Below are 15,608 nucleotides of genomic sequence, written 5' to 3' on the forward strand. Positions count from 1 at the left end.
GGAAATGAGGGGGACCCATGCAATTATCCAAAAACAGTTATCACTATTTGCTCATGCTGATTCCCGGACTAGCGTTACTTGCTTTGTTCAGTATTGCGCCGATGTTCGGCATAATTATGGCGTTTCAACATTTTAATCCGGGTAAAGGGATGTGGCATTCTCCTTTAGTCGGGTTCGAGAACTTCAGCTATATGTTTCATAACCAGGCAAGCTGGCAGGCGATTCGCAACACCTTGATTATATCCATTTCCAAGATGGTAACGGGCCTTATCGTTCCTGTCGTTTTCGCTCTCTTCCTGAACGAAGTGAGACAAATGTTCTTCAAGCGAGTGGTGCAGACGATCGTTTATCTCCCGCATTTTTTATCCTGGGTTATTATCGCGGGGATCATTAAAGATATTTTGGGTTCCAACGGTTTAATTAATGTGATTCTCGCTCATCTTGGCGTGCACGATCCCATTCTGTTCCTTGGCAGCAATACGTGGTTCCGTCCGATCCTCGTCGTGACCGACGTGTGGAAAGAATTCGGCTTCTCGGCGATCGTCTATCTGGCTGCGCTAACGAATATTAATCCGTCCCTCTACGAAGCGGCGGATATCGATGGGGCTACCCGCATGCAGAAAATCAGGTATATCAGTCTTCCGGGCATAACGACAACCGTCATTCTGCTCGCGACATTAAGCCTTCAAGGCGTTCTGAATGCCGGATTTGACCAAGTATTTAATTTGTATAACCCGGTTGTAGAGCCTACGGGCGATATCATCGATACTTACGTCTACCGCATCGGCTTTGAACAGGTTAATTACGAATTAGGCACGGCGGTCGGTTTGTTCAAGTCGGTCATCAGCTTGCTCTTAATTGCTACGGCGTACAAACTGGCATCGAAATTTGCGGGCTATCGCATCTTTTAGAGGGAGGGACAATCAATGATCGCCTCAATTCGGAAGAAGAAATCGGCCTTTGATTACATGGTCTATTTGCTTATGCTTCTCATTATGTTGTTATCCATAGCGCCGATGCTTCATACGTTATCGGTATCGCTTAGCGCCCAGGCAAAAGCGGAAGCGGGACTCGTATCCATCTTTCCAAGGGATATCACGTTTCAATCCTATGTGAGCATCTTCAAGGATGCCGCCTTCTTCAAGGCAGCCTGGGTATCCATTGAACGGGTTGTCTATACAACGGCCGGGAGTTTCCTTGTAACGCTGCTGCTCGCTTTTCCGTTATCGCGAGATCCGAGACAGTTTCCGCTCCGAACCCCATTCATGTGGCTTCTAATTTTCTGCATGTTGTTCAGCGGAGGTCTCGTTCCGTTCTATATGATCGTCAATGATCTGGGATTGTTCGACAAGATGGCTGCGCTCGTATTGCCGGGGATTGTTAATGTCTACAATACGATTCTTGTCATCAACTTCTTCAGGAGCATCCCTAAAGAACTGGAAGAATCAGCCGGTATTGACGGGGCGAACCCTTGGCAAATGCTGTTCCGGATTTTTCTGCCCTTATCGATGCCGGTGCTTGCAACCGTTTCCTTGTTTACCATCGTGGGGACTTGGAATGAATATTTGAACGGTTTGCTTTTCATCCGCGATCCCGGAATGATGCCGCTGCAAACGTACCTGCAGTCGATCTTCATTCAGATTGACCCGTCCCGCATGACGAGCCAGGAAATTATCGAAGCCAGCCTTGTATCCAACAAGACGCTGAACGCGGCAAAAATCATTTTGTCTCTCGTTCCGATCATTGCGATTTATCCGTTCCTGCAGCGTTATTTCATTCACGGCATTATGATGGGTTCCGTCAAAGAGTAGATAAACGATAGAGGAGAGTTTAGGGTGAATCAAACATTAAGAGTCGGCATTATCGGAGCCGGCACAATCGGCAAAGTACATGCCTCTTACTTTCAGCAGCAGCTAGATACCGAGGTTGCGGCTATTGCCGACGTGCAGCTTGAGGCAGCCCGTCAGGTCGCAGTGCACTTCCATATTCCAACCGTGCACGAGAGTATCGACGCGGTGCTGCAAGATAATCAGATTGATGCGGTTATTATTGCGGTGCCCAATCTATTTCATGAAGCATTGGTCATTCAGGCTCTGGAAGAAGGAAAGCATGTCCTGATCGAGAAGCCGCTGGCCATTGATTTGAAAAGCGCGAGAAACATCGTAAGAGCACAAAAGGAATCCGGCAAAGTGGTTATGATCCCGCATCAGTTACGCTGGGATGCTGCTTCCTTGGCGATTAAAGAGCAAGCTGCAACAGGAGCGCTTGGTCAAATCTATTATGCAAAAACCGGATGGTTCCGCAGAAAAAACATACCGGGCTGGGGCTCCTGGTTCACCCAGCAGAAGCTGTCGGGCGGCGGTCCGTTAATCGATGTTGGCGTTCATATGCTGGACCTCGCCATCTACTTGATGGGCAGCCCGAAGCCGGTATCCGTCTTCGCGGCCGCTTATTCCGAATTCGGCGGGAAGAAGAAGGGAATCGGAACCTGGGGAACGCCGAATTGGAAGGGCAGCTTTGATGTGGAAGATTTGGCATCGGCCATGATCCGATTCGATAACGGCGCTACCTTGCAGCTCGAAGTGAGCTGGGCAGCCCATACCATCGCTGAGAATAACGGTTCGTTCCTGCACCTGATGGGCTCAGAGGGAGGTGCTGCGCTTCAAGGCGACACCGGAAGATTTCTTCTCGAACAATTCAATCGTACTGGTGACATTGACATTATGCCTTCGTCGGCCTCTGAAGATCCGCGTTCGCTTATGATCCGCCATTTTACCGATTGCATTCAGCAGAAGGCAGAGCCTATCACAAATGCTTACAGCGGCTTCGTGAACATGGCGATTATTGAAGCTATATACGAGTCCGCCCGCGAAGGCAAGCTTGTCGAAGTGGACCTGGGAGGAGTAGAAGAATGAAGCTGGCATTCATGACGGCCAACTATGTGGCTGAAGCTCTTCAATATCGTCCCGGCCTTGAATGGGGAGCTTACCAGGAGGAGACCTTCCGTAAGTTCCATAGCGCATCATTCGGCTATGAATTCGAACAATTGGTGGATCGAATCAAGCGATTAGGATTTGATGCGCTGGAACTATGGGTAGCTCATCTTGATCCCGTTCAAGCCACGCCTGAAATGATTCGTACGGCTGCGAACCTGCTGGAGCGCTATGAGCTTCAAGTGGTTTCCTATACGCCGTCCTTCCGCACGCCGCATGCCGGCAAGGATGACATGAAGAAGGTTTACGAGACGGCCAATGCGATTGGCGCTCCCGTGCTTGCCAATGGTTTTCATCCATCGAATGCCTCTGCAATCCATGAACTAGGCAGGCAATTTGGCATCAAGTACGGTATTGAGAATCATCCGGAGAAAAATGCTAAGGAAGTGCTGGATCAGATTGACGGCTTCGCGCCTTGGATCGGCTCCACGCTCGATACGGGTTGGTTCGCAACGCAAGGTTACGACCCCGTTCGAGCCGTACAAGAGCTGAAGGAGCATCTTGTCCACGTTCATCTCAAGGATGTCGCAGCAGCGGGATCACATGATTCCTGTTCGTTTGGACAAGGCATTGTTCCAATCGCGGATGTGATAAACGAGCTTAAAGCGATAAACTATCAAGGCGCGCTTACCATCGAGCACGAGCCGATGGATCATGATCCGTCGGATGAAGTAAAGGAAAGCTTAGCTTATGTAAGGCAGCTGCTTAACGATGGCCTCTGATCATTCAGAGGTCATTTTTTTGTTGACGGCTGTCGTTTTTAGTCGATAATCTTAGTAAGACAAGATACATTGGAATTTTGAGCGATTGGGGTGGAAGAATGGATGGAAATGCTTACATTGACATAAAAACAACCACCTTTTCTCTACCAAGCTGCGTCCAGTATTCTGACGGCTATTTCCCTATGGATTGGTACAATGAACTTGTTTGAAAGACATTTAATAAGGGGGAAGTAAGAAATGAAGCGCAGCAAAAAAGCATTATCCGTTGTTTTTGCATCTTGCTTGATGTTCTCCATGGTAGCCTGCTCCAACAGTTCAAATGAAAGCGCTGCAAAAAATTCAAACAATGCGGGTGCAACGGCAAGCGCAAACGCAGATGCAAGCGCAAGTCCAAGCCCGGATGCAGCCGTAGATCCGATGGCACCTTACAAAGACGTCGTGAATTACACGGCTGTCAAAAGCATTAACCAGGATCCCAAGTTCCCGGCAGGACAAAGCTATGAGAAAAACGCCTTCCAGGATTATGTAGAGAAAACCTTAAACGTCAAAGGAAAGCTGCTGTGGACGGCCCCTTCCGATGGCGACCAATATGCGAAGAAGCTGTCGCTGGATATTGCGAGCAACCGTATTCCGGATATCTTCCCGCTTGAAGGACAGACAACTGTCAGCATGTTAAATACGCTTGTTCAGGGCGATATGATTGAAGACATGACGCCATACTTCGAGAAATACGCATCACAGAAAGTAAAAGACCGTTACGCTGCCAATAAATACGCATTTGATACCGTTAACTTTGGCGGCAAAATGATGGCCATTCCTTACGGCATGGAAAAAGAACAGCCGATGCTTGTATGGGTGCGCGAAGACTGGCGCAAGAAGCTGAACCTGCCGGAGCCGAAGACCATCGATGATCTCCGCACCATCTCGAAAGCGTTCACAACCCAGGATCCGGATGGCAACGGCAAGAATGATACGTTAGGTCTCGTGGCGCAAAGCAACAGCATGTACAGCTCTCAATTCGACCTTCATACGCTTGACGCGATTTACTGGGAGATGAACGCTTTCCCGGCAACCTGGATGCAAGGGGAAGACGGTACGGTGAAATACGGCGGTATCCAGCCTGAGGCAAAAGCTGCTCTTGCCGTATTACGTGATATGTACAAAGAAGGCTCGCTGGACAAAGAGTACGGTCTGAAAGACGGGGGCAAAACAACGGAAGACGTAAGCTCCGGCCGTGCAGGCATGGTATTTGAAGCTTGGTATGCTCCATATTATCCGCTCGGCAATACGATCCACAACAATCCGAATGCGGATTGGAAAGCCTATGCGCTGTTGACATCTGACGGCAAGCTGAACGTGGGTTCCAACCCAAGTCCAGGCGGTTATATGGTGGTGAAAAAAGGCTTTGCGCATCCAGAGCTTCTCATTCAGTTGATCAATTTGTCGACCGAATTCCAGGACAAAACGATTCCTGAGCTCGTTCCGGTAAGTGAAGAGTATCAAAAAGCAGGAACGGTATCGGTTGCAGCGCATGCACAATACGTGGACTTGAGCGTTAACGATCCGGCACTGATCTATAACCAACAGAAGAAATACAATGATATTCTGGCAGGCAAAGCCGATGAGAGTATTCTTCTGCCTACGGAAGTTGACGGTTTGAAGCAGCTTCAGGCGGAGATTAGCAACCCGCTTGAGAACATCTTGAAGGGCAAGCCTACGGAAGAGGAACTGAACACGGCGATTGCCAACCGGATTGGTTACCTCGCTTACAATAACGCGATGAAGGTTGTAACCGACAATGAGAACAACATCGTTGTGACTCCAAACGTGTATGGCGGCCAAACCGAAACGATGACGAAATCATGGGCAGACTTGCAATCCCTGCAGAAACAAACGTATTTGAAAATTATTCTGGGCTCACAGCCGCTTGATTCGTTTGATACCTTCGTATCGCAGTGGAAAGCACAAGGTGGCGACAAGATTACGACGGAAATTCAAGCCGAAGTGGATAAGAGAAAATAAGAGGTGTGGCAACAAGACGCAAGCCGGCTTACAACCGGTTTGCGTCTTTTTTTGCTACCTTGCGCAATCAGTTGTCCCTCTCTTCCGAAATCCGTACCTACTTATAATAGGTATTACTATTGTACGAAGGTGGAGTAACGATGAAATCTAACCATGAATCGATCTTCTTTAATGCGCAGCATTCGCCGATCGGGGCCTTTGCCAGCTTTACGTTAGGATATCCGGGCGCAAACGGCGGGCTTGGCCTGGAGCTTGGCAAGCCGGCCGACCAGAATATTTATATTGGCTGCTCCGGCCCGGACGGAAGCTATGAGCTGCTGCCTTTTTATGCGGGAAGCGATAATGAAAGACAACGCTATGTGCAAGCGGAAGGAGAGTCCGAAGCGGAGTCGCCTGCCCTTAGGTCTTTCCCTCTGGATGCCGTTACGCGAGATTATAAAGCTGCAACCGATGAGTGGCGCGCAGGCGATCTGTCGTTCCGCATTCTGACGCAAATTCAGGCTGTCCCGGATCCCCATCTGGCAACTGAGGAGGAGGTTAAGGCAGCATTGGTGCCCGCGGTATGGGCAGAACTCACATTGGACAACACGAGTGGGGTTGAAGCCAGAACCTTGTTTTTCGGCTATCAAGGCAATGATCCTTACTCCAATATGAGAAGGCTTGACGACACGATGCCATCCGGGTATTGCGGAATAGGCCAAGGTCTCCGGACAGCGGTCGTGACCGAGCATGCTGGAACGTATTCTTCCCTTGGATTCGATATGGAGAGCATCCTGAGACCGCGGTCGAAAGCCCATCATACATTTGGTCTGGGATCATGCGGAGCATTATTGACCGAGGTTCCTGCAGGAGAGAAAGTAACGGTTCGTTATGCGATTTGCTTCTACCAGGCAGGGATTGTTACCTCGGGACTACCGGGCTCTTATTATTACACGAGGTTGTTTCAATCCATTGAATCGGTTGCCCGTTACGCGCTTGAGCGTTTTGATGCGGTAGATGCCGTTTCAGGCCAATTGGAAGAGGAGATGGAAGAGGTTGGCCTCTCGGAGGACCAGAAGTTCTTGATTCGCCATTCCGTTCACAGTTATTACGGCAGCACGGAATTGCTGGATGTCGAGGGAAAGCCGGTATGGATCGTCAATGAAGGCGAGTATCGCATGATCAATACTCTTGATTTGACCGTGGATCAATTATTTTTCGAGATGAAAATGAATCCTTGGACCGTTCGTAACGTACTGGATTTATTCGCCGAACGCTATAGTTACAAAGACGAGGTACAAGAATACGGCAACCCCGAGAAATACGAAGGCGGTATCAGCTTTACGCATGATATGGGTGTTGCCAACGTCTTCTCCAGACCGCAATATTCGGCCTACGAGATTTCGGAGATTGAGGATTGCTTCTCGTATATGACGCAGGAGCAGCTTACGAACTGGCTGTTATGCGCGCTTGTCTATGCGGAGAAGACACAAGACCGCTCATGGCTGGCGGATAAAATGGGGATCATCAAGAGTTGCTTCTCCAGCATGCTGAACCGGGATCATCATAACGCCGGCCTAAGAGACGGGATGATGGATTTGGAGAGCAGCAGGACAAACGGCGGCGCGGAAATTACGACCTATGACAGCTTGGATGTCTCGCTTGGACAATCCCGTCGTAATATCTATATCGCAAGCAAGTGCTGGGCAGTGTATGTGATGCTTGCGGATTTGTTTGTGCGCGAAAGGGAGACAGAGCTTGCTATCGAAGCGGCAGAGCAGGCGGCCCGTTGTGCGTCTACCGTGATGTCCGGAGTGGAGGCGGATGGTACGATTCCCGCTATATTGGACGGGGAGAGCGTATCCCGCATCATTCCTGCCATTGAAGGGCTTGTATACCCGTACGCAGCAGGTTTGTTTGATGTTTATACCAAAGAAAGCCCGTATGCGGGTTATTTAAGCGCCTTGAAGAAGCATTTGGAAAACATCCTTGTACCCGGCGTATGCCTTTTCGCGGATGGCGGATGGCAGTTATCGTCGACAAGCATCAACTCCTGGTCCAGCAAAATCTATTTGAATCAGTTTGTTGCAAGACAGGTGCTGGGAGTTATTCAACCAGAGCAGCAAATGGCAGCGGATCACGCTCATGTATCCTGGCTCAAGGACCCGCAAAATGCTTATTGGGCATGGAGCGATCAGACTCATGAAGGGTTCGTAAAAGGAAGCCGTTATTATCCGCGCGGAGTAACCTCTATTCTATGGCTGGAAGAACGACGCGGTTAACAAGAAAAAAATAGTTGGACGAGAGAAGACACCTTCCTTTTATCAAGCGGGGTGTCTTTTCTGTTTGCAGCCTGCGGCGAGGTAAGAGGATGGGATTCATGTAGTGAGAAAGAACGCTGATTCGAATGCATCCTAACCATGCGTTCAGGCCAAGTTCCGGCTTTCCCCGGCATTCCTTCCTACCTTGATCATTCTCTTCTCTCACTCCTTTTTTCAGCCGTATCATATACACTTTTACACGAAAGGAAAATATCCAATAAAAGGAGTGGGAAAGGAATAATCGCATCATTTTGCAACCGCTTACAATGAAAGTTGAATGTTGATGACCAGGAAGGGGGAGTAACGCGTGGCAAGACGCAAGAAGAGAAAACTATTCATCATGCTTATCGTAACAGCGGCACTATTCGTTCAATGTTTAGGAAGCGTTTCCAACAAAGCAATGGCGCAAGGAAACGGGGAAATCGTGCATAACGGTGAATTCTCGCAGGGACTTTCGGATTGGTGGCTGGATACGGGGAAAACGTCGTTCGAGACGGCAGACGGATGGGCTACCTTTACGCCATTGATAAATGACGATATGTGGGCGCAATCGTTAGGACAAACCACAGGCGCTCTTTCCAAGGACGTAGAATATACGTTTTCCTTTGACGCTAAAGCTCCGGAAGAACGGGGAATTGAAGTATGGCTCAGAGCAGCAGGAAGCGATGGCAATACGGTTGTTCTATCGCAGCAGACACTGACGCTTGGACAGGAGAAGCACTACTCCGTAACCTTTACGCCTGCTGAGGATTTAGAGGGCGCTACGCTGCAAATTCCGTTCGGCGGCGATATGACGGCGTTTTCCTTAAAGCAAATTTCCATCCGTCCAACCACCGTTGGGGCGCCTGGAGGAGAAGATCCGGGAGATGGGAATGGCGGCGGTACTACTCCATTGCCACCGGTTAATACCATGCTGCTTAATCCTGGCCTCGAGGACGGCATAAATAATTGGCAGGCATGGGGGGAAGGCTTCACGGCTGCAAGCGATATCTCGCATACGGGCAGCGCCAGCCTTAAAGTGCTGTTGAACAATGGAGGCCGTCAAGTGGTTGCCCTACAGCCAGGAAAGTTCTACAAGCTTGGCGTATGGGGAAAAACAGCGGGAACGGGTACAGGCACGCAAACCGCAACGGTCACGATCAATTACAAGAAGCCGGGGGATGATTCTTCCCAGACTTACGGTTCCTTTCAGTTTGGTCCGGAGGACACGGAGTTCACCTACAAGGAGATAACGTTTGAGACACCGGATGACATGGCCCGAGAATCGGGTACGCAGTTCGTTTCCGTGTGGAGCGAAGGCGCCGACCAGGTCTATCTGGATGATTTCACCTTGAGCGAGGTTTCGAATGGCGATTCGGGAGAACAACCTCATACACCCGGTAGTCCGCAATCCTTAACCGGGCTTCAAGTGGATGATACGGCTATTCCTGATTTTGATCCCGGTACTCACACTTACTATTACGATCTTCCAGTCGGAACCACTACCGTACCGACAATCACGGCAACGGCGCAGGAAGGCAATGAGGTAACGATCGAACAAGCGCAAGGATTGCCTGGACAAGCGGATATTACTGTATCCAATAGCGAAGGAACGAACCGCTTTATCGTACATTTCCGGCTCGTACAGCCAGCAGCGATTGACGAGAGCTTTGAGACAACGGAGATCGGGGGACTTCCCGCAGGCTGGAGCAAGAACGGCAGCAATCCCGATGAAGGCACCTACGAGGTCGTTTCGCAGGATGGAGGCAAGCAGCTGAAGGTGAAGCATGACTTGCAGAACTCCCCTAACGGTCTTACGAAATCGTTTGATCCGCAGACGGGAAACTTCACTTTTGAATACCGCATGAAAAATACGGATCAAGGAGCCGTATCGATCGTCCGTCTGTGGGACAGCGCATCCGGCCAGGATGCCTTGTCGCTTGTTGAGGCTTGGGGCCTGCGCTTTAACATGGTCGGCGAAAACTTTGACAGTACGGAAGCTCCGGGGCACCGGATCGTGGATGGCGATTTCAATACGAACGAATGGCGCGATTATAAACTGATCGTTCACGTTCCTACGCATACCTATGATATTTACTTGAACGGCGAACGGAAGCAGCAGAACATTCCGTTCCTCGGAGACGTGGACAAAATCGACCGTTTGTCTATCGGACATATTTTCTGGTCCACGGCAACAACGACCTTAATCGATGACGTAAAATTACAGCCGCTTCCGTTCGTGAACAATCATGTCCGGAATGGCGATTTCAACAGCGGTTTAGAACATTGGTCCGTATCGGGAAGCGGCGCTAAATTGTCTAATGATCACGGGCGCGGAAGAATCGACATCGTAGCGGACAAAGGACCGGCTGTCGTGAAGCTGGATGGCGCGGATGTGGCTCTTGGACAGAGCTATACGCTGCGGTTTTCCATGAGAGGGAATAAGCCGGCCGATGTAAACGTGAAGATCTCCGGGAACGAAGGCGAGGATTTGATCAAGTCGGCTGCGATCGAGACTACCGAAGTTCCCGGTCAATACGAAGTGACCTTTACGCCGGGGGCTGACGCAGCTGCTCCGCAGATGACGTCGATAACTTGGACCATTAACGGAGATTCGTTAGCGGGCTGGATCGGTTATCTCGATCATGTCCAGCTTCTCACCTCCGATGCCGTTGTCCCGCTGCCGGAATCGTCGGAATCCGTTGCGGTTGATTGGATTAAGGTAACCGATGGAGTGGCGGAGCTTCCATACTCGGGAGTCAACTTTAAAGACGCGTCTGTTCAATTCGTCAACGAATCGTTTACGAGCATTGAAACGACCTATGTCATTGAACTGCGCGACGCTTCAGGCGAGGTTGTGGACCGGTCAACGGTTCAGTCGGAAGCTTCTGCATCCGAATCCTCCGTTATTCATGCCGGATTCATCGTTCCGGGCAATGCCGCCGGATACCGCATTTGTGCTTACGCAATAAATCCCGAGCAATTATCTGCTTATTCGCCGGTTATTGCGGCTGACGTGTCTTAAGGGGAAAGGATGGAGGGATCTACCATGAGAAGGAACAGGAAATGGCTCTGCACCGTGTTTGCGATTGTCTTGCTCATCCAGGGTTTTAGTGCTATAGCAACGCCAAGCGTTCAAGCTTCGCCGGCCGAACAGACGGAGCAGCCTTGGGAATGGGACAGCGTTAATCTTCAGGGAATGGGCTGGGTTACCGGTCTTGTCGCGCAGAAGACGGCTCCTTATCTGATGTATGCAAAGACGGACGTTGGCGGCGTATACCGTTACGTGCGCGAAGAAGACCGCTGGGAGCCTTTATCGGACTGGCTCAGCCTTGATAATCGCCATGGCTACGCCGTGGAGAGCATAGCGATTGATCCGGGTGCCGCCGATGATGTTTATATGGCCGTTAACGGTTCGCATAGCGAAGGCGGAGAAATCTATGCCTCCCATAATCGCGGCGAGACATGGTCAGCTACGGGCATGGGAGCGAACGATATTTACATGGGAGGAAACGATGCGCTTCGCTCCGAGACGGGAGAGAGGCTGGCGGTTGATCCGAACCGTTCCGGGAGTCTGTACTTCGCCTCGCGCGGAGACGGATTATGGACGAAGAAGGGCAATGCTGCTTGGTCCAAGCTGACCGGCGGTCTGCCGAATACGCCAACCTGCCAGGACAAAGCGGGCTGCGGGGGATTTTCGTTTGTTGCCTTCGATAAGAATTCGGGTACGACGGCATCAGGGGATACGAAAATATTTTATGTCGGCGTCTATGAGGACGGCGTCTACAAAACGACTGACGGCGGCGCAAGCTTCGCGAAGCTCGGCGGGCCAACGGGCAGCGAGTCCAATCATTTCTTCCGCGCGGCGGTGAATGAGAACGGTACCTTGTTTGTAACAAGCGGACAAACGATTCTGCGAGCGGAGCGCACGGATTCGGCGCTTGCAAAGGTGTTTGATTCCCATGATCACGGCGAAATCGTGCAGAAGACGGTTGTAGGGATCGATATGGATCCGTCCAATGCTTCGCTGATCTACGCGCAGGCCGGTGATTCCGATGCAGGCAATGCCTGGATGTATGTAAGCTCGGATGAGGGCTTGACCTGGAGCCTCAAGCAGGAGCACAAGGGAATCGAGCCGGAGTATTATCCGGAATGGTGGTCGAACCATGAGCGCGCGCCGCTTGTAGTTGATCCGATCGACCCTGCGACGGCATGGACCTCAACAGGCTTTGGCATCTTGAAAATCCGGGGAATCAACACCGATACGCCAATTGCCGATGCCAATATGCACGGCAACGAGGAGTTGGTAGGCTATATCGCCAAAGTCCCGCCGCTTGCGGGTGGCTTCGACGTGCATGTCGGGTCGGCCGACTCCGCGGGCTTCTCGGTGCGGGATCGCAATACGGTGCCTGATACGAGGTTAATGGGCCAGAAATACGACGGACCGCCGATGTGGGGCATTAATTTGACCCAAATGTCGGGGCTTGATTACAGCTATCAGAATCCGAACGAAATGGCCTATATGGGCTATCATCAGTTCGCGCTATGGAACGGTGCGCCGTTCAATTTCTACGGGACAACGCATGACGGCGGACGTCATTGGGAGGAATCCGCCATTCCGTCAACCATGGAGACTACGGGCGGAATGATTGCCATGTCTTCCACGACGCCGAGTCGTCTGATCTGGTCTCCTTATAACGGCTATATGAAGTATAGCGAGGATGGCGGGAGGACGTGGAAGGATGCGAGCGGGATTGAAAGCCAGGTATTTGGCCATCTGTATGAGCGTAACAGCTACTGGTGGAGCTCCACGCAGAATCTGGCATCCGACAAAGTAAATGGCAGCAAATTCTATATGTTCACGGAAAAGGATTCAAAGATTGCGCAATTCTATATGAGCGAGGACAGCGGCAAGACGTGGAAGAAGACGTATACCGGGTACGAGGCGCAAGGCGACGAGGATTACACCGCATCCAATCCGGAGCATAAGGTAAACTTTGCTGCCCTTCCATTCGTGAAGGTCAAAGTTAACCCAGCCAAGGAAGGGGATGTATTCTTGGCCTCCAAGCAAGGAGATTTCGGCGATGACCACGCAGGCAAATATTCGAAGCTGTACCGCTCCACGGATGCTTCGATGTCAGACTTTATGGAAATACCTAACGTTCAAGCAGCAGTAGACGTTGCTTTCGGCAAAGGCGACAGTCCGGACCAGCCTTATATTTACCTGTACGGCATCGCGAACGGCGATAGCGCTTCCGGCGTGTATGTGTCCAAAGACAATGCGAAGAGCTGGCAGAAAATTACGGATGAACGCCATTCCTTTGGCGTGACGAACAGCATCGAAGCGGACATGCGCTATAAGGACCGCGTATATTTGTCGCTTGAAGGCCGCGGATTCGTGTACGGCCAGCCTGCCGGACTACCGGAAGTAAGCATTTCCGGCATTAAGTCCGATGATGAGCTGCCAAATGCGGTTCAAGCCGGACGAGTCTACAAGGCAGGGGCTAGCGTTGCCATTCAGGCAGATGCAGCCGCAGCAACCGAAAGCTCAATCTCTAAGGTTGAATTTTTTGAAGGCGCTAAGAAGCTGGGCGAAGATACAACGGCTCCATATTCGTTGCAAATAGATAACGTTACGCCGGGAGACTATTACATGGTTGCTAAAGCAACGGATAGTCAGGGCAGAGTGCAATACTCGTCACCGCAGGATTTCAGTATCCGTGATCTGACCGAGGTGACCGATATCCGTTACAAGAACGGTTCCGGACAGCCTCTAACCGCTCTTGCGGGCGGTCAGACCATTAAGGTAGAGACGTCCGTTCAGAACAATACCAGAATTGTGCAGCAAGTGAATCTGGTTGCTGCGCTCGAGGACGGTCAAGCGAATCCCGTCAAGCTGGTCAAGACAACGGCAAGCTTGAAAGCAGACGGCAAGGCTGTTCTTGGAGCCGAATTAAAACTGCCGGAAGCCATAGACGGCCATATCGTAAAGGTATACGTCTGGGATAACGGTCAATCGGCGGGCAAGCCCGCGATTTCGACGATCCCGGATACAACGGCGCCTTCTTGGCCCAAGACCGCGAAGCTCTATTATACGGAACGCGAAGCAAAAAGCGTGAAATTGTATTGGGCGAACGCGGCTGACGGCTTCGGCGTATCGCAGTATGAGGTTTATCAAGACGGCGTAGCGGCTCCAATCGCAACCGTTGGCGGTAATGACGTGCGTCAGTTCACGGTTAAGGGTCTTGATCCGAACACGGAATATACGTATCGCATTGTTGCAGTGGATGGGGAAGGTACAGCTTCCGAACCGCTTGGACCTGTTCAATTACGAACGTTAGCAGCGGATGCGGAAGCGCCATCCGGGACAGGAACAACGACCTCTTCAAGCGCGTCCGATCCAACCGTGAACGGCGGGACAATTCAAGCAGTTCCGAGCATAAACGGAACGTATGCCGCCTTGCATCTTAAGGCGCAAACCATAAGTGATGCTATCCAAGGCGCTTTGAAAGACAAGAAGGATGCTATCTCCATAGAGATAGCTGCCTCAACGGGCAAGTTCGATTCGCTAGATCTCGATATTCCGGCTGCATCCGTATTGGAAGCCAAGAAGCAGGGGATTAACCGGATTCTAATTGTAACGCCATTCTTTACGTTGACGTTGTCGACAGACGCAATTGCCGGACTTCATGCCGATGCTCAGACGATTAAGCTGCAAGTCAGCAAGCTTGCCGCTTCGGACAGCGCAGGCAAGCTTGTCTATGACTTCAACCTGTTGGTAGACGGAACAGCCGTTCATGCGTTTAACGGCTATCATCCCGTGAAAGTAGAAATTCCTTACAGCCTGCAGTCCGGTCAAAAACCGGGTACGGTTATTGCTTCTTATGTAGGCGAAGGCGGCAAACTGGAGCCGGTGAAAAACTCGCGTTATGACGGCCTGTCCGGCATGCTGGTCTTTTATCCGCCGCATTTCAGCCAATATGCCATCACGTCAACATCGCCATCCTTTACGGATGTAGGCTCGGTGAAATGGGCGCAAGAGGCGATCGACGGATTGGCCGCACGACAGATTGTCAATGGCCCGCAAAAGGGGCATTTCGCCCCTCAGAACAAGGTCACCAGAGCTGAATTTATCACGATGCTGATCCGTACTTTCGATTTGCAGCAGCCGAGTGCTGTGTCGTCCTTTAAAGACGTGAAGCAAGGGGCTTGGTATGAGCATGAAGTGGCTTCTGCCGAGAAGCTAGGAATTGTGAAAGGTTATATGGACGGCAGTTTTGGCGTGAACCTTACGATTACCCGGGAAGAGATGGCGGCTATGATCTGGAATGCGGCTAATGCTTTTGGATTGAAGCCAAGTACCGGCATTCCGGCAGCCGGGTATGCCGATGAGGCTTCCATCTCCTCTTATGCCAAGGAAGCCGTTCATCAATTAAGCGAAGCGGGATTATTAAAAGGCTACGGAAACGGAAGCTTTATGCCAGGAGGAAGCGCAACGCGCGCTGAAGCGGCCGTGCTTATTTATCGTATTTTGCAAGCAGCTAACTAATCTGTTTTTTCTGAAGGAGAAGGTGGAACGAATAGGCATGCGA

Annotated in this window: 8 protein-coding genes; all 8 read left to right on the forward strand. The window is 50.9% G+C overall.

The window, feature by feature from the left end:
- Positions 1-17 precede the first annotated feature (17 nt).
- The 8 genes from WFJ73_RS04945 to WFJ73_RS04980 all read left to right on the forward strand — a co-directional run bounded on the left by WFJ73_RS04945 (position 18) and on the right by WFJ73_RS04980 (position 15,565).
- The gene (locus tag WFJ73_RS04945; RefSeq protein WP_336771961.1) at positions 18-911 is read left to right on the forward strand and encodes an ABC transporter permease; all 894 of its coding nucleotides are present in this window, start codon (positions 18-20) and stop codon (positions 909-911) included.
- 15 nt (positions 912-926) lie between these two features.
- The gene (locus tag WFJ73_RS04950) at positions 927-1,811 is read left to right on the forward strand and encodes a carbohydrate ABC transporter permease (protein ID WP_336771962.1); all 885 of its coding nucleotides are present in this window, start codon (positions 927-929) and stop codon (positions 1,809-1,811) included.
- Between the two features lie 24 nt (positions 1,812-1,835).
- The gene (locus WFJ73_RS04955) at positions 1,836-2,915 is read left to right on the forward strand and encodes a Gfo/Idh/MocA family protein (protein WP_336771963.1); all 1,080 of its coding nucleotides are present in this window, start codon (positions 1,836-1,838) and stop codon (positions 2,913-2,915) included.
- The gene (locus WFJ73_RS04960) at positions 2,912-3,715 is read left to right on the forward strand and encodes a sugar phosphate isomerase/epimerase family protein (protein WP_336771964.1); all 804 of its coding nucleotides are present in this window, start codon (positions 2,912-2,914) and stop codon (positions 3,713-3,715) included. Before WFJ73_RS04955 ends, WFJ73_RS04960 begins: the two co-directional genes overlap by 4 nt.
- Positions 3,716-3,952: 237 nt before the next feature.
- On the forward strand, positions 3,953-5,737 hold the full coding sequence (locus WFJ73_RS04965) for an ABC transporter substrate-binding protein (RefSeq protein WP_336771965.1): 1,785 nt from the start codon (positions 3,953-3,955) through the stop codon (positions 5,735-5,737).
- A gap of 140 nt (positions 5,738-5,877) precedes the next feature.
- Complete coding sequence (locus WFJ73_RS04970; RefSeq protein WP_336771966.1) at positions 5,878-7,998, forward strand: glycoside hydrolase family 52 protein; 2,121 nt, start codon at positions 5,878-5,880, stop codon at positions 7,996-7,998.
- A gap of 346 nt (positions 7,999-8,344) precedes the next feature.
- On the forward strand, positions 8,345-11,041 hold the full coding sequence (locus WFJ73_RS04975) for a carbohydrate binding domain-containing protein (protein ID WP_336771967.1): 2,697 nt from the start codon (positions 8,345-8,347) through the stop codon (positions 11,039-11,041).
- Positions 11,042-11,065: 24 nt separating this feature from the next.
- Complete coding sequence (locus WFJ73_RS04980; protein WP_336771968.1) at positions 11,066-15,565, forward strand: S-layer homology domain-containing protein; 4,500 nt, start codon at positions 11,066-11,068, stop codon at positions 15,563-15,565.
- Positions 15,566-15,608: the final 43 nt, after the last annotated feature.

It is taken from the genome of Paenibacillus sp. MMO-58 (assembly GCF_037146255.1).
Lineage (GTDB): Bacteria > Bacillota > Bacilli > Paenibacillales > Paenibacillaceae > Pristimantibacillus.